Source organism: Corallococcus sp. EGB (assembly GCF_019968905.1).
GTDB lineage: Bacteria > Myxococcota > Myxococcia > Myxococcales > Myxococcaceae > Corallococcus.
This window is the reverse complement of the sequence record NZ_CP079946.1, coordinates 3,571,963-3,591,663: the sequence shown is the minus strand read 5'-3', so window position 1 is coordinate 3,591,663 and position 19,701 is coordinate 3,571,963. Positions and strand designations below refer to the sequence as shown.

The following is a 19,701-nucleotide window of genomic DNA, read 5'->3' as shown; positions in this document are numbered from 1 at the left end:
CCTCAGGTGATGGGCGCGGACGGCGGGCCAGGGGGGACGGGGAAGATGACGAGCGTGCTGGACGCGAGCAGCGTGCACGCCGTGGCGACCTGCTGCGCCTTCTGCGACACCGACCCGTTCACGTCGGAGAACACGGAGACCAGCTGCGACACCGCCGCGCCCGCCGCAGTCGGAAACGCCGACATGCCGGGCGGGAAGCTCTGGCCCGCCATGTACGCCGCCACGGCCATGGCCAGCTGGGTGCCCGCCGCCTGCGCCGACTGAGCCGCGAGCGCCCCCGCCGCCGCGGCCATGAGCTGGGACTTGCGCGCAAGCGCCGTCGCGCAGGGGATCCCCGCCGCCTGCCCCGCCGCGAACCAACTGGACACCGCGGTCGCGAAGTGGTCCGCGGACGCGTTCACGTCCTGCGGATACGAGCCGCCCTCCGGGACGAGCCAGGTCTGTTCGAGCTGGGTCTTGAGCGTGTCGAACACGAGGGGCATGGGGCGGCCTATTCGGTGAACGTCTTCGTCGACAGGAGGTTCGACTGCATCGGCTGGGTCGGAGGCCCCGAGGGCCCGACACCGGTCGGATGCGTGTGGCTGTTGAAGAACTGCATGAAGTCGTTGCCCAGGACCACGGCCTGCTCCGCGCCGTCGCCCAGCTTGATCTTGTCGGCCTTGATGATCAGCTCGCCGTTCTTGGTCAGTCGCAGCTCGACCTTGTCGCCGCCGTGGGCGAGCACGACGACCTCCCCTTCGTCGTCCATGAAGATGCGGTGCCCCGCCTTGGTCCGGAGCACGTGCTTCATCGGGCCGGCCTGGGTGTCCTCGGAGGTGGGCACCTCCGTGCCCTTCTCGGTGCCCAGGTCGTCGGTCTGGCCGGTGCTCTCCGGGGCGCCCCAGAAGCAGCCGGACCAGATGGGACGGCTGGGGTCGCCGGCCGCGAACTCAATCCACACCGTGTCACCGACCTCCGGCGTGAACAGGAAGCCGCGGTCCTTGCCTCCACCGTAGGGCACGCATGGCAGCGCCCAGCCCGTCGGGACGTCTTCGCCCAGGACAGCGGGCACCTTCGCGCGCAGGCGCCCCAACTTCAGGGGGTCCGCGTTGTCGGTGACGACGCCCTCGTATTTTCCGTAGAAGCGGTGCACGAACCGCTCCTCGAACGTGCGCAGCAGGTCTTCCACCTTCATTGCGGCGGAACCTCCTCGGCGCTCTGGCCGAAGTCTTCCTTCCCGGAGAGGCCCAGCGCGTTGCGCTCGGCGACGAAGGTCTGGCTGATCACCCCTTCATCCACGGTCGTCCGGACCGCACGCACGTAGTAGACGCCCGCGAACATCCGCCCCACGCCCTTGATGAGCACCGGGCGACGCGCGCGCAGGAGCCCCCGGTACAGGGGCGTGTCCACCTCGCCCCTCGCCTCGACGGCGAACAGCGCCCGGTCCGTTGCCGCCGAACCTTCATCCGCGATGGCCGTCTCCGCGGGGAACGGGTCGCGCAGGAGCGTGACGGAGCCGGTCGCCCCCGCCTGCTTCAGCCCCTTCTCCAGTGCGTCGTCCATCAGCCCTTCGCCCAGCGGATCCAGCTTGGGGCTTCCGTCGGAGCGCACGAGGCGCTTGCCGATGGGGTCGATGGCCGCGCCCTTCACACGGGCAGGCCCTGTCAACGTGGCCTGGAGGTCCAGCCACTTGAGGTTGGGATCATCGCGCAGGATGGTGAGGTCCGGCTGCGGCGTGTCCTTGAGGGCGCGCGGCCGGAAGTACGCCGTCACGGCGCCGCTCTGCGGGTCGGGCTCCAAATAGCAGACGAAGCCGTTGCGCCGGGCCAGGCGCTGGACCCATTCCCAGTCAGTGCCGCGCTGCACGAGAAGCTGCTTCTTCGCCTCATGGCGCGTGCCGGTCTTCTCCCCGGCGAAGGTGAGCGGGTAGCGGGCGAAGACCTTCTCCGCGGCCTCGGTGTCGGTGACGTCGGGATAGGCCTCCACCCGCTCCTCGGCCGACAGCAGCACGGCCGCGTCCATGGCGAGCACCTCGACGTAGCTGTTCGACTCGACAGCTTCGAAGTGCGGGCGCACGTGCGTGACGAAGCCCTCGAAGAGGCGCACGGCGTTGCCGCCGGGCGGTTCAAGCTGCACCGACACCTTCGCGGACGGCACGAAGATGCCGTCATCGAGCGGCGAGAACTCTCCTTCCGGCGACTGCGTGGCGTTGAAGCGCAGGGCGAGGACGCTGGGGTCCGCGTCGCTTTCACGCACCTCGATACGGGTGAGCAGACCGAGCACCGAGGCCTCGATCGGCTCCCCATCGATGGATACGAGCATGCGCGGATCCGGCATGGTTCCTCAGCGGTTCGGCGGGATGAGGACGGGCCGTCCGGGGACGAGCACGTCGAACGGGTCGAGGACGCTGGACGCGTCGCAGATGCGCCAGAACTTCTTCGGGTCGCGGAAGTACTGCTGGGCCAGGGTGTCCAGCCGCTCTCCCTCGCCGGGCGCGTGGAAGAAGACGCCGCCCGTCGCCGGAAGCTCACGCAGCGACAGGAGGGTGACCTCCTCGCCCGAGGCGTCGGTGGCTGTATCCGTGGGTGTCTTCGCGTAGCGGCTCGTCTTGTCGATCACGGGTGAGCGCCTTTCTCAGAGCGGCAGGATGTTGGTTCCCTGCGCGGCCGTCGTATCGAAGAACTGCCGGGCCATCTCCGAGCGCTTCGACGCGGTGAAGGCGAGCGCGTCCTGGACGGCCTTGTTGTCCTTGGCGTCCGCGTCGGTGAGCACCTCCAGCTGCACGTCCACCTCCGCGCGGATGGGGTTGAGGTCGCGGTTGTGGCGGGTCTCGTTGACGTTCATCCCGGTGATGCGGACGGGAAGCACGCGCTTCCTGCCCCACACGAACAGGACGGTGGGTCGCTGCTTGCGCGCCTTCACGGGCTCCTTGCCGTCGGAGCTCCGGTCCTGCGGGCTTTCGGCCGGGAAGAGCAGCCCCTCCAGCGCGCTGACCTCCGGGAGGATGCCCAACTCCGCGGGGAGGTTCTCCGCGCTCTGGAGGCGGTCGTCGAAGTCGAACCGCACCTGCACGGTGAGGGTCTGCTTGACGTTACCGCTGGAGGCATCAGCCCCCTGCTCTCCCTTGCCGGAGCCCTTCGCCGCGCCCTCCGTGCCGGAGCCGCTCTTGCCCTGCTCGACCTGGAAGGCCCGGGTCAGAACCTCGGGATTGAAGCGGAACGGAATCACCCGCTTGTCACCGTCCGGGTAGCCGCCCGGCTCATACGCGATGAAGGCGCCTCGCAGGTAGCTGACAGGATCGCTCACGGCAGTCTCCTCAGGACGGCGGAATACAGCTCGTCGGCAAGACGCTCCGCGCCGCGCTCGGAAAGCAATTCATCCGCGGGCAGCGCGTCGAGCGAGAGCCGCTCCAGGGCAAGCTCCTGCACACCCGCGCGTGCGAGCGGGGACTTCGCGAGGCGCTCGGCCAGTCTGCGCAGGGCATCCTGCACCGTCGCCTGGATGGCCTGCGCGCGGGCGTCGTCGGAGAGGCCCAACACCGAAATGGTGTCAATGCGGAGGGAGATGCCACTCATGCGCGTCCCCTCGCCCAGACAACGGGCTTGCCGTTCAACCCCTGAGCATGGCCCGGCAGGTGGTCGGCGAGCGGACCGAAGTCCTCGCGCGAGCGCCCGAGCCCGACCTTCTCCAGCTCGCGATACGTGGCGCGAACCAGGTGCTCGACCCGCACGAGCCCATCGGGCTCGGCGGCGGCGAGGTGCGCCGCCGCGACGCCGATGTTGTAGATGCTGCCGCCCGCGAGGCTGAAGCGCTCCACGAAGTGCCGCAGGTCGAGCCCCGGCGCCCAGCGCGCGGCGGGCGGAAGCGAGCGCTGCCACAGCGACGCGCGCATGGACGCATCCGGCATGGGGAACTCCAGCACGAACCGGAGGCGACGCAGGAACGCGGTGTCCATGTTGCTGCGCAGGTTGGTGGTCAGGATGCTGATGCCCTCGAAGGACTCCATGCGCTGGAGCAGGTACGCGACCTCCACGTTGGCGTATCGGTCGTGCGCGTCCTTCACCTCGCTGCGCTTGCCGAAGAGCGCGTCGGCCTCGTCGAAGAGGAGGATGCCGTGTCCTGCCTCGGCCTCCTCGAACACGCGCGACAGCGCCTTCTCCGTCTCGCCGATGTACTTGGAGACCACCTGGCTCAAGTCGATGCGGTAGAGGTTCAGCCCAAGCGCGCTGGCGAGGCACTGCGCGGCGAAGGTCTTGCCCGTGCCGGGGCTGCCCGAGAACAGACACGAGAGACCACGGCCGAGCGGCGACGCCCCCGAAAGGCCCATCTCGGAGCGCACCCGGGGCGCCGCCCGGTAGAAGCCCACGATGTCGACGAGCGTGTCGCGCAGGTGCGGCGGCACGACCAGATCGTCGAACACCGCGCGCGACGGGATGTGCGTGACGAGCCGACCCATCTTCCGCGCGCCCTGGGCCAGCAGCTCCGCGGCGATGGCCTCGGCATCCATCCCGGCGGCAGCGCCGCCGGCCAGACGCTGCTTCGTGGAGGCGGCACGAGCAGCCGCGCGCACCTCGTCAAGGCTGGAGCGGAAGCGGAGGGCCAAGGCAGAGGCCACGGGTCCCTCACCAAACTCGGCCTCGAACACGCGGCGGCGTGCATCGAGATCGAGCTCCGGCAGCTCCACCGTGGGCCAGGCGCCGGTGTACGCGTTGTGCGGCACCAGGAGCACCAAGGCGGGGAGGTGCCGGGACACCATCCGGATCCACGGCTCGGGGAAGGCACGCGACTGACAGGCGGTGTGGAGATCCACCACGGTGAGGCCGCCGCGCAGGCGCATCACCTCCGCGGCGTCCGGCGCGTCGTCAGCACCCGTCCCGACGAGGAACGCAGTCTCACCGGCCACGGACGCCAGGTCGAGCCCCAGCTGGCGCGACGCGCGGGCCGTCCCGGCGCGGAGGCACAGGACGCCTTCCGCATCGAGGATGGCGCGAGCCCCCTCCACCAGAGACCGGGGCAGCCCGAGGACCCGCGAGGGAGGCTCGCGCGTGACGGCGAGCTGCGTGGGCTCCACGTCGGGCACCTCCGCGAGCAGGTGGCGCCGGGCCTCGGCGGGGGCAAGGCGCACGGGCACCTGCGAGAGCGGCTTCTGGACCGCCGCCTCGACGCGCTCCACGAGGCCCATGCGCTCCGCCGAGCCCCCTTCAATCGCCTCGGCAAGGGCGCGCTCGAAGGGAACGCCCTGCGCGGACACGAGGAGCCTGGCGAACGCGGCTGGCGTCACCAACTGCACGCGCTCGTCCTCCGCGAGGATGCTCGCCGCGGCGGCGCACTCCGGATGGGCCTCGACCGCGGCGGCGAGGACGACGAGCCAGGTGCCCTCCTCGGAAAGGCCGAGCCGCCCCCGCAGGCGGGCCGTCATGGGGTCCTGCTGGAGCAGGCACGCGCGCATCCGCTCGCCGAGCTCCCGGAAGCGCTCGGGCGCATGCGCGAACCCCGCCGCTCCATCGAACGTGGAGGTCTCCCGCTCGCGGACGGCGGCCTCCGCGCCGAGCAGCGCCAGTTCACGTGCGAGCGCGAGCGCGGACATGGGAGGCGGCACGGGAGCGCTCATGCCTTGACCTCCACGATGACGAACGGGGTGAACTGCAACGGCACCGAGGCCCCGAGGGTGAGCTCGACCGACAACCGGTAGTCACCGCCAGGCAGGTCGGGAACGGTGAACTCGACCGAGGTGGGCGTAACGGTGAGGCCGCCAATCCGGTGCACGTCGGTGGGCGCGAAGATGCCGCTGTCCGGCCAGAGGTACACCTGCGTGGCGGGCGTGAGCCCCTGCCCCTCCAGCTTGAAGAGCGCGCTCTTCGCCACGGAGAGGACCTTCGGTCCGTCGACCGACCAGGTGCCCGCCTGGACGACGCAAAGATCCACGGGCTCGGATCCGACCTTGCCGCTCATCACCGACACGCGATGGACGCCCGGGGGAACCGCGTGCGGTCCGGCCGTGGGCAGCCGGAGCCCGATGGCGCGGCCCGGCTCGATGACGTCGAAGCCGCCAGCGACGAACTTCCTGGCGCCCACCCAGACCGCGTCGACGGTGGCCGGGAAGGCACCATCGATGCGGACGTAGCCGCCTTCGGCAAGGGTGTTGGGCACGAGCCGGCCCAGCCTCGGCGGCGCCGCGATGGAGGGTCCCGTCAGGACCATGCCTCCCGGGGCGACCACCGGCGACACGGGGGTCGTGGCCAGCTTGCTCACGAGCTGCACCGGGCCCACCTCGTAGAGCAGGAAGGGCCGGTGCTTGATCTGCAGCGGAGAGAAGAGCTTCTCCACCACGTCGGGCGTGAGCGGCACCAGGGCGAGCGAGAGCCGGCCCCTGCCGCTGTTGCTCGGGAGCGCCGCGATGGGTAGCTCGATGTGCGGTTCCGCGTGGAAGATCCGCAGCACCTCGCCGATGAGGCGGTGGGCACCGGCGGAGTTGGTCTCGGGGTCCTCGCCGTAGCCGGTGATCAGCACGAAGAGGGACAGCGTCATGGGCGGCGGCGAGGACGTGCCGTCGGGGTTGCGGATGTAGCCGTCGTTCTTGTGGCCCGCCTGTTCGTTGACCCAGAGGAGCGACACGCGCAGCTCCTCGATGGTGGTGGCGGTGTCGGGCGGAGGGCCGGCGATCACGTTGCCCGGCGCGGGAGTGATCCGCGTCTCCAGGACGTGCTTGATGGCCTCGGTCGCGTGGTAGAGGTTGTTGAACGTCGCCACCTACCACCTCCCGCCGAGTGAGCCGACTGGGAGCCCCGGTTCAATCTGATGCGCGCGCGGCGCGTGCACCGTGGCCAGCCGTGGCGCGGGCGCACGGCTGCCGACGATCTCGATGCGGCCTACCGAAATGGAGATGCTCGGAGGCGCAGGACGCGAGGGCGACGGCGCGCGTTGCGGCGCGGGCACGGGTGCGGGACGCACGCTCGCGGCGTCGGCGCGAGGGCGCGGCGCGGCGGCAGGCCCGGGCTGCGCGGGCTCTGGCACCGGAGCTGGAGATGGAGTGCCAGCAGGCGACTTCGGAAGGACTGGCGCCACGGGCTGAGCGGCCTTCGCCCCCGGCATGCTGGGGGGCTGCACGACAGCGGGAACCGTCCGCGAGGGCACAGGCGCAGCGGCACGAGGAGCCCTGTCCTCGGAAGCGGCCGAGGGGCGCGGAGGACGCGGTGCCAGGGGAGCTTCGGGAGGTGGGGCCGCGACCAGCGGTGGCCGCGCGGTCCGCTCCGCATTGCCCGTGGAGGATGGAGGCGCGCTCTGGGGCGCGAGCGGTGCCGGCGGCGTGAGCGGCGCCGTCGCCCAGCGCGGAGCGTCCACGGCCGGGCGCTCCGGCATGGGGGCCAGGGGCTCACGAGGAACAGCCGTCGTGACGACGACCCGTTGTTCGACGACGCGGTCCACCACACGCTCGGTGCGCCGTTCGACCACGCGCTCTCGCACCACGAGCGGTGCGGCCATGGCCGGCATGCGAGGACGTTCCGCGATCATCGGCCTCGCGGGTGGAACGGGAGCTGGGGCGGCCACGGTGAGGCCCGGAGGAACGACGGAGCCCGGAGCCTTCGCGGCCGGAGCGGGGAGCGGTGTCGCCGCGGGCACGGGCGCCGGGGCAACGGGAGTGGCGGCTCGGGCCGGCTCGGCCGCGGTGGGACGAACGGGGGCCGGAGTTTCCGGCACGGCTCCCACGTCCACGTGGGGACGCTCCGGCGCTTGTTCCGCCTGAGGGACGGTGGCCGCCATCCGCGCGGGAACGAGCAGCCCGGCCGGGGCCTCCACGGCGGGCGTCGCGCGCTCGGGCTCGGTGGCGCGCACGCTCACCGGCGCGGCACGCTGCGCGGCCTCACCCGCGGCGCCCTCTCCGGCGCTGCGCAAGGGGCCCTGGACGATCCGCGACAGGTCCGCCATCGAGCCTCACCCCTCCCCGAGTGCTTCGAACAGGCCCTGGTCGTCCTCGGCCTCGATGAGGGCGAGGTAGGCGGCGCGCCGGGAGAGCTTCAGGCGGAGGATCTCGTCCTCGCTCCAGTGGTAGCGCGCGGCCAGCCTGTGGATGTCATGCAGCATCCGTCGCCCCCTCCCGCTCATCTCGGCAAAAAAAAAGCCGCAACGTCGAACGGACTCTCGAACTCGGCACTACAGGTCGAACACCGCACCGCCATGCCGAGATCGAGGTCCGGGAGCGCCGACTCGATGGCCCGTTCAATCGCGGCGCGCGCGGCGATGGGCAACGCGCGCACGAACGCCTCGTCAAAGGGCCCCTCTTCTCCGCCGTAACGCATCAGCACCCGGGCCAGCAGGAAGGTGCGGCGCGCAGACTCCGACTCCAGCCCCGCGGACAGCAGGTCCTCCTGATCTCCCGCGGTCGGAGTCCGCGCGAGCGCCGTGCGGACCGGGGCCTCCGCCGGCAGGACATGGCCGGGCAGCTCGACCTCGACCTCTCCAGGCACAGGCGCCTCCGGCAGAGGCAACTGGCTCAGCTTGAAGTCGACCTCGCTCTTCTGGCCGCACGTGGGGCAGGACACCTGCAGGTGGACCACGTCGCCCAGGGAGAGCTGGCGGATCCGCACGAGAGCGGCATCGCGCTCGACGGTCGACAGCTCCCGGACGCGGTCGTACGCGGCCTCGAAGTCCGCGCCGGGCGCCACCGAGCACCGCGCCACGATCTCATTGCAGAGCGCGGCGGTGTTCGGGTCCCGCTGGTGGGCCTCGACCGCCTCCTCCTCGTAGCCGGTCATGGCCCGAAGCGACGCGTCGGTGCGCGGCTTCCGCTCGGCACGGGCCGCCACCGCGGGCGTCGTCGGCCGCGAGTCGGACTCGGGCGGAGGCGTGGGCCGGGCATCACGAGCCCCAGCCGCCTCCCGCGAGGCAATACCTGTCTGAGCCCGTCGCCTGGCGAACGGGTTTTCGATCCGCTCTGTGGCCATCTCTCAGCTCCGTGGGCCGGTGGAGGAGGAATCAGGTCTCGGCGGGCTCGGTCAGCGTGGTGTCGCGCTGGAAGCCTTCGTGCTCGATCTTCACCATGGTGATGGCGACCGCGTTGGCGTTCGCATCCATCTCCGGCGTGGCCTGGTATTCACTCACCCACGCGCGGCGGACCTTGAACCGGAGGACCGGGGTGCTCTGGAGGTTGAGCACCTCGATGGCGATGTCCTTGCGGTACTTCGCGAGCGACATGGCCGCGGCGCCATCCAGGTTGTTCACCAGGTTGGCCCACTCCTCGAACGTGGTGTCGTGGGTCAACCCGGCTTCCAGGGTGATGGGCTCGAACTTCGTGCGCCCCGGCATCTTCCGGACGATGGACGGGTCGCCGGCCTCGCGCCATTCGACGGCTTCGGTCGACTTCTTGAGCGCGCTCATCTTCGAGAGCCCGGCGACGGGGCGCCCATCGATGAGGACGCGGAACTTGAAGTTCTTGTACGGGTCGTTCCGGTGGCTGTTGACGGAAAAGAGTGCCATGGCCGTGTGCCCTCGCTACGCCTTCTGATTGACGATCTGGCTGAGCCGGACGACGACGAACTCGGCGGGTCGCAACGGCGCGAACCCGACGGACACGTTGACGATGCCCGCGATCTGATCCGCTTCCGGGGTCGTCTCCGCGTCGCATTTGACGAAGAACGCCTCGCGGGTGGTGCGGCCCGCGAACGCGCCCTGGCGGAAGAGCTGCTCCATGAACCCGCCAATGGTCAGCCGCAGCTGCGCCCAGAGCGGCTCATCGTTGGGCTCGAACACCGCCCACTGGATGCCGTTGTAGATGCTGGTCCGCAGGAAGATGGCCGTGCGCCGGACGGGCACGTACCGCCACTCCGAGCCCGGCTGCATCGTGCGCGCCCCCCACACGACGTTCCCGCCGCCAGGCTGGGCGCGCAGCCCGTTGATGCCCAGCGGGTTGAGGTCGTCCTGGTGGGCGTCGAGCAGGTTGTAGTCCAGGCGCCGGGAGTTGAGCACCGTCGCCTCCAGGCCCGCGGGAGCCTTCCACACGCCGCGCTTCTGGTCGATGCGGGCGTAGATGCCGGCGACGAAGCTGCTCGGCCCGATGACGAGCGTCGGATCCCTTCCCACGCCCGCCGGATCGCTGATTTCAATCCAGGGGAAGTACACACCGCCGAAGTTCGTCGTGGTGAGCACCGCGTTGCGGATGTAGGCCACCGTGGCGGACGCCGCCTCCGTCGTCGACTTGTTGGCCGACCGGGGCATGTCCGCGATGCAGAACAGGTCCTGCCGCGGGCGGCCCGTCGCGTAGTCGAGCGCGGCCTGGGTGCGCGTCACCACGTCGTTGTCCGCCTCGCCAAGCTGGGCGGGGACGACGAGCAGGCTCGCGTCCGTGATCTCATCGAGCGCGGAGAGCAGCCCGGGGAGGTTTCCGTTCGGAAAGTCTACGTTGCCCTGGGTGCCGCCCGTCATCCGGTGGGTGGCGGCGGAAGCGACGATGGCGGTGTCCAGCGGGTTCGCGCCCGCGACATCCGCGGGACCGGCCGGCTTCACGACGGGGCCGTCCTGCCAGCGGAGGTAGGAACTGCGCAGGAGGACGTCCTTCGCGTAGTTCTCATCCGACGGGTTGGCGGAGAGCCGGTCCCACCGCTCGACGATGACGCCGTCGGAGGTGCCCGGGAACGTGTAGACCACGAAGAGACGGAAGCGGGTGGCGTCACCGTCGCTCGAGTCTCCGAGGACCACGCCCAGGTTGTCAGACCACGCGCCGGGCGAGGAGGCCACGACGCCGAGGCTGGCCCGCGCGCCCGTCTTGGCCGGGGTGGCGGTGGTGTTGGTGAGGGCCCGCAGGACGTACGCCGACGTGCCGCCATTGCGGAAGAAGGCGTCCACCGCGTACCGCAGGACGACGGAACTCGCCGCGGGCGCGGCACCCGCGTGGCGCTTGAAGCCGCCGAACTGCCGCTCGAAGTCCGCGACGCCCTTGATGCGGGTCGGCGTGAGAGGACCGCGCTCGGTGTCACCGACGAAGATGGCCGTCGAGGTTCCCGCCGCCTCGATCGCCCGTGCGCCGCTGGAAACCTCTTCAACGTAAACACCTGGGTGCAGACGTGCAGGCATGGTGATCCTCGTTGAGGCAGACGGTCAGTTCCCGAGGACGACGTACTCAATCGTCCCGGGATTGATGGGGCTGGCAGGCGTCGCCTTCACGCCGGTGAGGGACTTCGTCGACTTCACCGGCGACCAGTGCATCAGGACGCCACCCGCCGCGAGGTTGTAGAGGTCGTTGGCGCCGACCTTGATGGCGATGTCCTTGTCGGTGTTGTTCTGGAGGATGAATCCCAGGACCTCGTTCACCGAGCCGAACAGGATGTCCACGGCGGCCGAGGCGCCGGCGGCGACATCCACGGTTCCCGAGGAGGAGGCGGTGTATGGAAAAGCCACATTGAACCCTTGGGTCAGCGAACCGCCTCCGCTGGGTGTGTAGGTCACCTTCGATGAGAACACCGCGTCCGCCATGGCCGCTCTCCTCTTTGCGAGGGGGGAATCACGACGGAGCCGCCCCCCTGGCGCTCGCATGTGGCCCCCCAACCCGATGGCTCAATCAAAAACAAAACAGCGACTGTTTTGTCCAGTCATTTATACAAATATTTTTGGCATCACCCGCCCACACATGTGACGCCTGCGGAAACCACGTATGCGTTGACGCGACACAAAAGAACACACTCACAGTGCGTCAAAAAATGACGACATGTACCAAGGTTCAAGGGCGGTTTGTTCAGCGGTCCCGCAGGGTTGTGGCCGCTCTTCGCCAAAGGCATTCCTGGCAGGTTCTTGACGCGCGTTGAAACCTTTGAAGCACGGTGACTGCGGAGGCCCTGCCTGAACCGCCCTCACGGACTTCCGGTGCGACCTCAAGACATCAAAAACAATCACATATTTATTAAACCCAGAGGAGGCGCGAGCTGATTTCAACAGACTTATCGAGCGCCCCTGCGAGCGCGCCAGCCAGCCACGGGCACCCGGCCGTGAGCATTTGATGAGCCCTCGCCTTCTTGCCCCCGCCCATCCGCCCTCGCGCGAAGCGGCGGGCACGGGCTGGGAGCCGATGAGGCCCCGCGGATACCTGCCTCAAGGGTTTTCCGGCCATTCCCCTGGGTAGGAACGCGCCGACGGCCCCTGCGGGTGATGGCTCTCCGGTACAGTGTGGTACGAAAGATCCTGTCCTGAAACCGGAGGCTCGTGTTGAAGCTGTTTCGAGTGTGTCTGACGTCGTTGCTGGTGTTGGCCGTCGCGTGCGGCGATTCAAATCCTGCGGAGACGCCCGATGCCGGGCAGACCCGGCCGGACGCAGGCGTCGAGACGCCTGACTCGGGCGAGCCCGTGCCGGACTCGGGCACCGAGCCGGAGGAGGATGCCGGCTCCGAGACGCTGGACGCGGGCACCGAGACGCCGGATTCCGGCACGGAGACTCCTGACTCGGGCACGGAAACGCCGGACGCGGGCACCGAGCCCACGGACGCAGGCTCCGGGACGTCCGACGCGGGCACCGAGCCCACGGACGCAGGCTCCGGGACGTCCGACGCGGGCACTGAGCCCGGCGCGGGGAACGTCATCGACAACGGGGGCTTCGAGGACTGGTCCGGTGCGCTGCCGGCGCAGTGGTTCGGGAGCACGTCGAACATCGAAGACGTGCGGAAGGTCACGACGCAGGCCTTCGAGGGCGTGAACGCGGCGCGGCTGGTCAACACCCTGACCGCCCACCGGCGCTTCAGCACCGCGGCGAAGTCCATGCCCGCGGGCCGCTACTCCTGCACCTACCAGGTGCGTGGCACGGGTGAGATCCGCAACGCCTACTTCGGCACGGACTACTCCTCCTACTCGGCCTACACCTCCGTCGACACCCAGACGTGGAAGCAGATGGCCTACACCTTCAACCTGGCCACCTCCATCTTCGACACCTTCGAGCTCATCTTCAGTGTCCGCAACACCAGCGGCGACCACCTGATCATCGACAACGTCCGCTGCACGCGGGCCCCCGAGCCGTGTGATTCGGTCACCTGCGAGGAGTGGGCGCGTTGCGACAATGCCACCGTGAGCTGCCAGCCGCTCTCCGGCCGCTGCGCCGACTCCAGGAACTGCAGCGCGTGGCAGACCTGCGACGCGACCCACACCTGCGTGACCGCGGAAGACCGCTGCGCCCGTCACGCGGATTGCGCCCGGACGCCGCAGACGCCTGTCTGCGACACGTCCACGCACCTCTGCGTCGCGGGCGATCCCTGCGCCGGCGTGACCTGCACCAACCCGGCGATGGCCTGCAATCCCACCACGGGCACGTGCGAGCTGGCCGAGGGGTCGTGCTTCACGACGTATGACTGCCGCGGCGCCCTGCCCGCCTGCGACACGGCCACCCACCGCTGCGTCCCGGCGGAGCACTCCGCGAACATCATCCGCAACGGCGGCTTCGAGAACTGGAGCACCCGCGCCATCCCCTACTACGGGAACAACTACGTCCCGGATTACTGGTACGGGCTCGACAACGGCATCACGGATCCGGGTTCGGAGATCAAGCCCTCGCGCCTCGTGCGCTACACGAGCGCGGTGCATGGCGGCTCGGCGGCGCTGCAGTTCGTGGTCCCCATCCAGACGGCGGAGCGCTTCACGACCGAGAAGTTCAACGTGCCGGTGGGCAATTACTCCTGCTCGTACCGGGTGCGCGGCCACGGCACCATCCGCCACCGCAGCTATTCAAGCGGCGGCTGGAGCCCGCAGACGGACTTCCTCGCCGTCGACAGCGACGAGTGGCAGCCGGTGTTCTTCCGCTTCACCGGCAACGTGCGCGACTGGCGCCTGTTCTTCTATCCGAGCCGCAGCGTCGCCGACCGCGACCACCTCCAGGTCGATGACATCGTCTGCACGAAGGACTAGCGGCTGACGTCCGCTGTCACGGACGCGATGCCGCACTCAGCGGCATCGCGCCCCGGGGACCTTCCATGGCTCGCGCCGCCCGGCTCCTTGAGCTCATGCAAGCACTGCGAAGGCACCGTGCCCCCGTGTCCGGCACGGACCTGGCGCGGGAGCTGGGCATCTCCCTGCGCACGCTCTACCGCGACATCGCGACCCTGCAGGAGCAAGGGGCGGACATCCGGGGCGAAGCAGGCGTGGGCTACGTCCTGCGCCCCGGTTTCACGCTGCCGCCGCTGAACTTCTCGGTGGACGAGCTGGAAGCCCTGGTGCTCGGCTCGCGATGGGTCGCGGCCCGAGGCGACTCCCGGCTTGGGGCCGCCGCGGACAACGCGGTGGCGAAGATCCGCGCCGTGCTGCCGGCGGAGCTGCGGGAGAGCGTCGATGTGGCGACGCTGACGGTGCCTGTCATCACGCCGGCGGAGCCGGTCCGCATCGATGTGTCCGTCATCCGTGCCGCCATCCGGAAGGAGCACACGGTCTCCATCACCTACCGCGACGGTGGGGGTAGCGACACCCGGCGCACCATCTGGCCGCTGCTCATCGGCTTCTTCGAGCGGGTCATGGTGGTCGCGGCGTGGTGTGAGCTGCGGCGGGACTACCGCGCCTTCCGGATCGACCGCATCCTCGCGGTGGAAGCCACCGGGACGCGCTATCCGCGCCGCCGCGCGGACCTGGTCAAGGAGTGGCGAGCCAGGCAGCCCCCGCTGACTGCTGCCAGAAACTGACACCGTGCGCGCGCATGACTGCTCCGACCCCGAAAGGAGCTGTTCATGCGAACCCTGAACTACCTGCTGTTGCCCGTCCGCTCCCCGCGCGAGAGCGAGAAGCTGTACACCCGGCTGCTGGGCCGGGAGCCGGTCGAGAACTCCGAGACCTTCGTCCTCTACGTCCTGCCGACAGGTCTCAAGGTCGGCCTCTGGCTGGCCAGCGAGATGGAGCCCCGCCCCAAGGCTCCGGGCGGGCTGGAGCTCGCGTTCACCGAGCAGAGCCGGGACGCCGTGCTCCAGACCTACGAGGACTGGAAGAAGCTGGGACTCAAGGTGCTGCAGGAGCCCACCGACATGGACTTCGGCTTCACCTTCGTCGTCGAAGACCCGGACGGACATCGGCTCCGTCCGTTCGTCCTCGCCGTCAATCCGCGCTGACGCTTCGCGCGGCCCTCAGCGGCTTCTGTCTCCGCTAGGCTCCCGGTCCGTTTCTTCGCGGAGCCCCGATGATTCTTGCCACATGCCATTGCGGCCGTGTCTCGCTCGAGGTCGAGTCCGAGCCGGCCGCCGTCACCGACTGCAATTGCTCCCTCTGCCGGCGCTACGGCGTGCTGTGGGCGTACTACTCGCCTCGGCAGGTCCGCGTTCGCGTGGAGGGCACGGTCCAGGACACGTATAAGTGGGGAGAGGAGAACGTCGCCTTCCACCGCTGCGCGCACTGTGGCTGCGTCTCGCACTGGGCTTCGCTCGACCCTTCCCGGGACCGGATGGGCATCAATGCGCGGCTCATGCCCCCGGAGCTGCTCTCGCGAGTCCGCGTGCGGCACCGCGACGGCGCCGACACCAAGCAGTACCTCGATTGACGCTCGCTCCTCTGTCTCAGCTCACGTGGAACGGGACCTGCCGCTCGAACTCGCGGCTGGGGACTCCGATGACGGAGTACGCCGGGGACTGGATGGGCGGCATGCGCGAAGGATGCGGCGGTGGAAGGTCGGGTAGCTCGCCTTGAACTTCCCTCCGTTCCAGACGCGCAGCAGGTTGGATGTGAAGAGGCCGTTGTAGACGCCGTCGCTGGAGAGCTGGTTGTCCTGGCAACCGGAGATGAGCAGGACCGTGGCCTTGAGCGTCAGCTTGGGGTCTTCCTTGGGCAGGCCCTCCAGGATGGCGTCGTACATCGCCTTGTTGTCGCGGTACGTGCGCTGCTCGATGCCCAGCGGCATCTCCTTGAAGCGCCGCTCCGTCGGCTCCGTGCTCCGCACCGAATCCGCCAGCAATTGCAGGCTGCCGCTGGAGCGGAGGGCCACATAGGCCACCCGGCTCACCGTGCCGCTGTGGCAGCTGTCGGAGAGCATGAAGACACGCACCCCGGCCTTGAGCTTCGTCATCGCCTGGTAGATTTCGTCGTCGACGAGCTCTCCGTCATACAGGCACCACGTCTCATCCAGCCCGTCGTCCTCGTCCCCGTTCATGTCGGGGAGCTGGCCGCCGTGCCCTGAGTAGGTGAGCAGCAGCAGGTCCCCGGGCTGAAGCACCGTCGCTGCCTCGCCCAGTTCCGCAAGCACCCTGTCGCGCGTGGCCTCCTTCGTCAGGAAGGGCCGCACGCGGCTGAATTCCTGTGCCTTCGCGATGCTGATCATGTCCTTGGCGTCCGCTTCACACGCCGTCAGCTGCCCATCCCAGCCCGCGTAGTGATGCGGATCCACTGCGTTCAAACCGATGTTGATGGAATACCCCTGTGGCATGACCGTCTGCGCCTCCTTCGCGCACGGTGGAGACGGGCGCCAGCGACGGCAGGAGGGAGGCGGAGCGCGACGCGTGCTTCCGGCCCTTCCACGACCGGAAGACCGAGGCCCCCTCCCTGCTCATGCCGGGAAGGGGCCTCTTGCTTCAGGACCTCAACGGTTCAAATCCGGCGGAGGTACAGCCTCCTGGCGCGTCCACCCTTCGTTCCCCTACCCCACCGTCTTCGGCTGACGCGCGAGCCATGCGCGCCACTCGTCGGCGGTTTCATAGGACTCGCCGGAGAGCTGCTTCAGCAACAGGATGGCGGGATCGCGGTTGATGGGGACCTGGAGCGCGGACATCTCAACCAGCCGGGCTCCCAGCTGGCGGATCAGCCCGCGCCCAACGCGACCACGCCCAGCGCCATCACGAATCGCATCCGGCCATCCTTTCGAGAAAGCGCCAATCTCATGCAAGCTGCGCGCAGGTTTCAAGGAGCCCCCATGGCCAATGCCATTTCGAAGACCGCGTACTACACCCTCGCCTGCCGGGCGGCGGACGCGCGCAAGCCGCGGCCGCTGTGCGGTGACAGCTTCGCCTCACGCTTCATGGATGATGAGGCGCGGCAGGTCTGGGCCCGCTTCCAGTACTTCGACCGCGCCAACGAGAGCAACGCCGCGCGGCATCAGATCATCGACGCCTTGGTGCAGGAGGAATTGGACCGCGCCCCCGACGCGCGCGTGGTGGTGCTGGGCGCGGGCTTCGACACGCGGGCCTACCGGCTTCGCGGCGGCCTGTGGCTGGAGGTGGACGAGCCCGCCATCCTCACGCTCAAGGACGCGAAGCTTCCGGTGACGGAGGCGAAGAACCCGCTCGAGCGGCTCCCCATCGACTTCGCCGCGGAGTCGCTCGCCGCGAAGCTCGCGCCCTACCAGGACTCCCGGCGCACGCACGTCATCATCGAGGGCGTGCTCATGTACCTGTCGGATGCGCAGCGGCGGGACATGCTCGCGGTGCTCCAGCAGGTGTTCCCCCACCACGTCGTGTACTGCGACCTGATGCGAGCCTCCTTCCAGCGTGAGTACAGCCGCGACGTGCACGCGGTGCTCGCCAGCATGGGCGCGTCCTTCCAGGACATGACGGACGCGCCGGAGGCCCTCTTCCTGGAGACGGGCCATGCGGTCGCTTCCTCCACGTCCGTGCCCGTGCGCGCACAGGAGCTCGCGGGCAAGCGCGTCCCGGCGTTCATCCTCCGGCGCTTCATGCCCGCGGTCCGGGACGGCTATCGCATCTGGAAGTTCGAGCGGACCTGACACGCCTCATGTCGACTTCGGCGCCACGGGCGGCTTCCCCAGCGCCACGCTCCCCAGGATGAGCGAGCCCGCCACCAGCATGGTGGGCGTCAGCGGCTCGCCCAGGAGGAGCCAGGCCCAGGTCAGCGCGAACAGCGGCACCAGGTAGGTGACGACGGCGGCGCGCGGCGCGCCGATGCGCTGGATGAGCCGGTAGAACACCGCATACCCGATGCCGGTGCAGAGGATGCCCAGGGCCACCGCCGCCAGCCAGGGGCGCATGCCGATGGACTCCGTGGGCCACGTGGCCACCGCGAAGGGCAGCATCAGCACCGCGCCGCAGGCCAGCGTGGCGGCGGCGACCGCGGCGGCTGGCAGTCCGGTGAAGTGGCGGCGCACCAGGTTCGCGCCGATGCCGTAAAGAAACGCCCCCGTGGTCCCCGCGGCCGCTGCCCAGGCGACGCTCGCGCCCGCGGCCTTGCCACTGGCCAGCACCACCACCCCGGCGAAGCCCGCGAGCAGCGCCACCGCGCGCCGGGCCCCGATGCGCTCGCCGTAGAAGACGAATGCCACCAGCGAGGTGAAGAGCACCGCCATGCTGTTGGTGATGGCCCCAATTCCCGCGGGGGCTTGCCGCGCGGCCCAGGCGAACAGCGAGAAGGGCACCGCCGCGTTGATGACGCCCACCAACGCCAGCCGGGGCCACAGCGACGGACGGAGGGCCGCGCGCGCGCGCCAGAGGAACGGCATCAGCACCACCGAGCCCAGCGCCAGGCGGAGCGCCACCAGGGGAATGGGGCCGAAGGCCGGCGCCGCGATGCGCAAGAACAGGAAGGACCCGCCCCAGATGGCGGCCAGCCCGCCCAGTTCCAGGGGCGTGAGCCACGCCCGGGTGAAGGGAGGAGTCACAGCCTGGGGATGGGTGAGACCGGATGCGCTCATGGCGGCACCTCGTGCGAGGAAGGAATCTGGCTTCTGTCCGGCGCCTTCTTCACGCCGGCACCCTTTCTTCACAAGCGCATCCTTTCCGTGTCAGACATGAGCCAGATTTGAGGCTCGTCCCCCATGCCCCTCCGCACCGACCTGCTCCCCGCCCTCGCGGCCTTCGAGTCCGCCGCCCGCCATCAGAACTTCGCCCGCGCGGCGGAGGAGCTGCACCTGACCGCGAGCGCCGTCAGCCACCACGTGCGCAAGCTGGAGGACCGGCTGGGGGTCGCGCTGTTCCAGCGGCATGCCCGGGGCGTGGCGCTGACGGCCGAGGGGCGCCAGTTGGCGGACGCCGCCAGCACCGCGCTGTCGGACATGGACCACGTGATTGGCGGGCTGAAGCACTCGCGGGACGAGGACACCGTGGTGCGGGTGACCACCGTGCACTCACTGACGTATGCGTGGCTGCTGCCGCGCATGCCGGGCTTCACCTCGCGGCATCCGGGAATCCGGATCCACGTGGACACGGAGATGGCGCTCACCCGCTTCGACGAGGGCGGGCCGGACATGGGCATCCGCTACGGGCAGGGCCCCTGGCCGGGCCTCACGGCGCAGCCGCTCATGGACGACGCGCTGTTCCCCGTGGCGTCACCGCGGCTGGCGGGCCTGGAGCGCGTGCGCGAGGCAACGGACGTGGCGACGTTGCCGCTCATCGCGGACCTTTCGCGCCAGGGCTGGCAGGACTGGTTCCGCTCGGCGGGCGTGCGCGGACCCCGGTTCGAGGAGCGCTATAGCTTCAGCGACACGACCGGCGCGCTGATGGCCGCGGTGCAGGGGCTGGGCGCGGCGCTGGCGCGCGAGAAGATTTCCGCGCCCTACTTCGCGGACAACCGCCTCATCCGGCTGCCAGGGCCCATCGTGCCCACCCGCGCCAGCTACTTCGTGGTGTATCCCTCGCACAAGCGCCTGCGCCCGGCCGCGCGCCTCTTCGTGGATTGGCTGCTGGCGCAGCGCGATACCGCGGCCGTGCCGATCCCCCCCGCGACGCAAGGCGTTGCACCGCCACGCCGGAAAGTTCCCCAATCACAGCCTTCAGCACGGGGGGACGACAAACACTCCCAATGACATGCATTGACTTGTCTGGGGAAGAGGCTCACGGT

General features: G+C 69.6%; 22 protein-coding genes. 6 read left to right on the top strand and 16 right to left on the bottom strand.

Annotation, left to right across the window (positions count from 1 at the left end; all coding sequences use genetic code 11):
* Positions 1–2 precede the first annotated feature (2 nt).
* The 13 genes from KYK13_RS15075 to KYK13_RS15015 form a co-directional block, all read right to left on the bottom strand.
* Complete coding sequence (locus tag KYK13_RS15075; protein ID WP_223645136.1) at positions 3–482, bottom strand: hypothetical protein; 480 nt, start codon at positions 480–482, stop codon at positions 3–5.
* 8 nt (positions 483–490) lie between these two features.
* Positions 491–1,174, bottom strand: a complete 684-nt coding sequence (locus tag KYK13_RS15070) for a phage baseplate assembly protein V (RefSeq protein ID WP_223645135.1) — start codon at positions 1,172–1,174, stop codon at positions 491–493.
* Positions 1,171–2,301, bottom strand: coding sequence for a phage late control D family protein (locus KYK13_RS15065; protein WP_223645134.1), 1,131 nt, complete (start codon positions 2,299–2,301; stop codon positions 1,171–1,173). The genes KYK13_RS15070 and KYK13_RS15065 overlap by 4 nt, the downstream gene beginning before the upstream one ends.
* Before the next feature lie 21 nt (positions 2,302–2,322).
* Positions 2,323–2,598, bottom strand: a complete 276-nt coding sequence (locus KYK13_RS15060) for a hypothetical protein (RefSeq protein ID WP_223645133.1) — start codon at positions 2,596–2,598, stop codon at positions 2,323–2,325.
* Positions 2,599–2,613: 15 nt separating this feature from the next.
* Positions 2,614–3,285 carry a hypothetical protein gene (locus KYK13_RS15055; RefSeq protein WP_223645132.1) on the bottom strand — a complete coding sequence of 224 codons (672 nt, stop codon included), beginning with the start codon at positions 3,283–3,285 and terminating at the stop codon, positions 2,614–2,616.
* Complete coding sequence (locus tag KYK13_RS15050; RefSeq protein ID WP_223645131.1) at positions 3,282–3,554, bottom strand: hypothetical protein; 273 nt, start codon at positions 3,552–3,554, stop codon at positions 3,282–3,284. Before KYK13_RS15050 ends, KYK13_RS15055 begins: the two co-directional genes overlap by 4 nt.
* Positions 3,551–5,590: an ATP-binding protein gene (locus tag KYK13_RS15045; RefSeq protein ID WP_223645130.1), complete on the bottom strand. Its 2,040-nt coding sequence runs from the start codon at positions 5,588–5,590 to the stop codon at positions 3,551–3,553. Before KYK13_RS15045 ends, KYK13_RS15050 begins: the two co-directional genes overlap by 4 nt.
* The gene (locus KYK13_RS15040; RefSeq protein ID WP_223645129.1) at positions 5,587–6,729 is read right to left on the bottom strand and encodes a Pvc16 family protein; all 1,143 of its coding nucleotides are present in this window, start codon (positions 6,727–6,729) and stop codon (positions 5,587–5,589) included. The genes KYK13_RS15045 and KYK13_RS15040 overlap by 4 nt, the downstream gene beginning before the upstream one ends.
* Positions 6,730–7,911: 1,182 nt before the next feature.
* Entirely contained in the window at positions 7,912–8,061 is a 150-nt protein-coding gene (locus KYK13_RS15035) for a hypothetical protein (protein WP_223645128.1), read from the bottom strand.
* A 17-nt stretch (positions 8,062–8,078) separates the two neighbouring features.
* On the bottom strand, positions 8,079–8,732 hold the full coding sequence (locus tag KYK13_RS15030) for a hypothetical protein (RefSeq protein ID WP_223645127.1): 654 nt from the start codon (positions 8,730–8,732) through the stop codon (positions 8,079–8,081).
* A gap of 220 nt (positions 8,733–8,952) precedes the next feature.
* Positions 8,953–9,453 (bottom strand): phage tail protein, encoded by a 501-nt coding sequence (locus KYK13_RS15025; RefSeq protein ID WP_223645126.1) that lies wholly within the window; start codon positions 9,451–9,453, stop codon positions 8,953–8,955.
* A 15-nt stretch (positions 9,454–9,468) separates the two neighbouring features.
* Entirely contained in the window at positions 9,469–11,046 is a 1,578-nt protein-coding gene (locus tag KYK13_RS15020; RefSeq protein ID WP_223645125.1) for a phage tail sheath subtilisin-like domain-containing protein, read from the bottom strand.
* A 24-nt stretch (positions 11,047–11,070) separates the two neighbouring features.
* Positions 11,071–11,445, bottom strand: a complete 375-nt coding sequence (locus KYK13_RS15015) for a hypothetical protein (protein ID WP_223645124.1) — start codon at positions 11,443–11,445, stop codon at positions 11,071–11,073.
* Positions 11,446–12,171: 726 nt separating this feature from the next.
* On the opposite strand from KYK13_RS15015, the gene KYK13_RS15010 reads away from it, so the two are divergent.
* From KYK13_RS15010 to KYK13_RS14995, 4 genes are all read left to right on the top strand, one after another.
* Positions 12,172–13,854 (top strand): invertase recombinase-like protein, encoded by a 1,683-nt coding sequence (locus tag KYK13_RS15010; RefSeq protein WP_223645123.1) that lies wholly within the window; start codon positions 12,172–12,174, stop codon positions 13,852–13,854.
* A gap of 65 nt (positions 13,855–13,919) precedes the next feature.
* Positions 13,920–14,618: a YafY family protein gene (locus tag KYK13_RS15005; RefSeq protein WP_223645122.1), complete on the top strand. Its 699-nt coding sequence runs from the start codon at positions 13,920–13,922 to the stop codon at positions 14,616–14,618.
* 45 nt (positions 14,619–14,663) lie between these two features.
* Entirely contained in the window at positions 14,664–15,038 is a 375-nt protein-coding gene (locus KYK13_RS15000) for a VOC family protein (RefSeq protein ID WP_223645121.1), read from the top strand.
* Between the two features lie 68 nt (positions 15,039–15,106).
* Positions 15,107–15,463 (top strand): GFA family protein, encoded by a 357-nt coding sequence (locus KYK13_RS14995; RefSeq protein ID WP_223645120.1) that lies wholly within the window; start codon positions 15,107–15,109, stop codon positions 15,461–15,463.
* Positions 15,464–15,484: 21 nt separating this feature from the next.
* Here the strand turns inward: KYK13_RS14995 and KYK13_RS14990 are convergent, their stop codons facing one another.
* Both KYK13_RS14990 and KYK13_RS38865 read right to left on the bottom strand, forming a co-directional pair.
* A complete protein-coding gene (locus KYK13_RS14990) occupies positions 15,485–16,342 on the bottom strand; it encodes a caspase family protein (protein WP_223645119.1) in 858 nt (285 codons plus the stop codon).
* A gap of 210 nt (positions 16,343–16,552) precedes the next feature.
* Positions 16,553–16,684, bottom strand: a complete 132-nt coding sequence (locus KYK13_RS38865) for a hypothetical protein (protein WP_255654238.1) — start codon at positions 16,682–16,684, stop codon at positions 16,553–16,555.
* A 141-nt stretch (positions 16,685–16,825) separates the two neighbouring features.
* Here KYK13_RS38865 and KYK13_RS14985 point away from each other — a divergent pair, with 141 nt between their 5' ends.
* Positions 16,826–17,635: a class I SAM-dependent methyltransferase gene (locus tag KYK13_RS14985; protein ID WP_223645118.1), complete on the top strand. Its 810-nt coding sequence runs from the start codon at positions 16,826–16,828 to the stop codon at positions 17,633–17,635.
* A gap of 6 nt (positions 17,636–17,641) precedes the next feature.
* Here KYK13_RS14985 and KYK13_RS14980 read toward each other — a convergent pair whose 3' ends face one another.
* On the bottom strand, positions 17,642–18,556 hold the full coding sequence (locus tag KYK13_RS14980) for a DMT family transporter (protein WP_223645117.1): 915 nt from the start codon (positions 18,554–18,556) through the stop codon (positions 17,642–17,644).
* Between the two features lie 123 nt (positions 18,557–18,679).
* Between KYK13_RS14980 and KYK13_RS14975 the strand changes: the two genes are divergently transcribed.
* Complete coding sequence (locus tag KYK13_RS14975) at positions 18,680–19,666, top strand: LysR substrate-binding domain-containing protein (RefSeq protein WP_223645116.1); 987 nt, start codon at positions 18,680–18,682, stop codon at positions 19,664–19,666.
* Positions 19,667–19,701 lie beyond the last annotated feature (35 nt).

Coding starts and splice junctions, on each gene's coding strand:
- KYK13_RS15075 (WP_223645136.1), bottom strand. CDS start 482: ATGCCCCTCGTGTTCGACACGCTCAAGACCCAGCTCGAACAGACCTGG.
- KYK13_RS15070 (WP_223645135.1), bottom strand. CDS start 1,174: ATGAAGGTGGAAGACCTGCTGCGCACGTTCGAGGAGCGGTTCGTGCAC.
- KYK13_RS15065 (WP_223645134.1), bottom strand. CDS start 2,301: ATGCTCGTATCCATCGATGGGGAGCCGATCGAGGCCTCGGTGCTCGGT.
- KYK13_RS15050 (WP_223645131.1), bottom strand. CDS start 3,554: ATGAGTGGCATCTCCCTCCGCATTGACACCATTTCGGTGTTGGGCCTC.
- KYK13_RS15045 (WP_223645130.1), bottom strand. CDS start 5,590: ATGAGCGCTCCCGTGCCGCCTCCCATGTCCGCGCTCGCGCTCGCACGT.
- KYK13_RS15035 (WP_223645128.1), bottom strand. CDS start 8,061: ATGCTGCATGACATCCACAGGCTGGCCGCGCGCTACCACTGGAGCGAG.
- KYK13_RS15030 (WP_223645127.1), bottom strand. CDS start 8,732: ATGACCGGCTACGAGGAGGAGGCGGTCGAGGCCCACCAGCGGGACCCG.
- KYK13_RS15025 (WP_223645126.1), bottom strand. CDS start 9,453: ATGGCACTCTTTTCCGTCAACAGCCACCGGAACGACCCGTACAAGAAC.
- KYK13_RS15020 (WP_223645125.1), bottom strand. CDS start 11,046: ATGCCTGCACGTCTGCACCCAGGTGTTTACGTTGAAGAGGTTTCCAGC.
- KYK13_RS15015 (WP_223645124.1), bottom strand. CDS start 11,445: ATGGCGGACGCGGTGTTCTCATCGAAGGTGACCTACACACCCAGCGGA.
- KYK13_RS15005 (WP_223645122.1), top strand. CDS start 13,920: ATGGCTCGCGCCGCCCGGCTCCTTGAGCTCATGCAAGCACTGCGAAGG.
- KYK13_RS15000 (WP_223645121.1), top strand. CDS start 14,664: ATGCGAACCCTGAACTACCTGCTGTTGCCCGTCCGCTCCCCGCGCGAG.
- KYK13_RS14995 (WP_223645120.1), top strand. CDS start 15,107: ATGATTCTTGCCACATGCCATTGCGGCCGTGTCTCGCTCGAGGTCGAG.
- KYK13_RS14990 (WP_223645119.1), bottom strand. CDS start 16,342: ATGCCACAGGGGTATTCCATCAACATCGGTTTGAACGCAGTGGATCCG.
- KYK13_RS38865 (WP_255654238.1), bottom strand. CDS start 16,684: ATGTCCGCGCTCCAGGTCCCCATCAACCGCGATCCCGCCATCCTGTTG.
- KYK13_RS14985 (WP_223645118.1), top strand. CDS start 16,826: ATGGCCAATGCCATTTCGAAGACCGCGTACTACACCCTCGCCTGCCGG.
- KYK13_RS14980 (WP_223645117.1), bottom strand. CDS start 18,556: ATGAGCGCATCCGGTCTCACCCATCCCCAGGCTGTGACTCCTCCCTTC.
- KYK13_RS14975 (WP_223645116.1), top strand. CDS start 18,680: ATGCCCCTCCGCACCGACCTGCTCCCCGCCCTCGCGGCCTTCGAGTCC.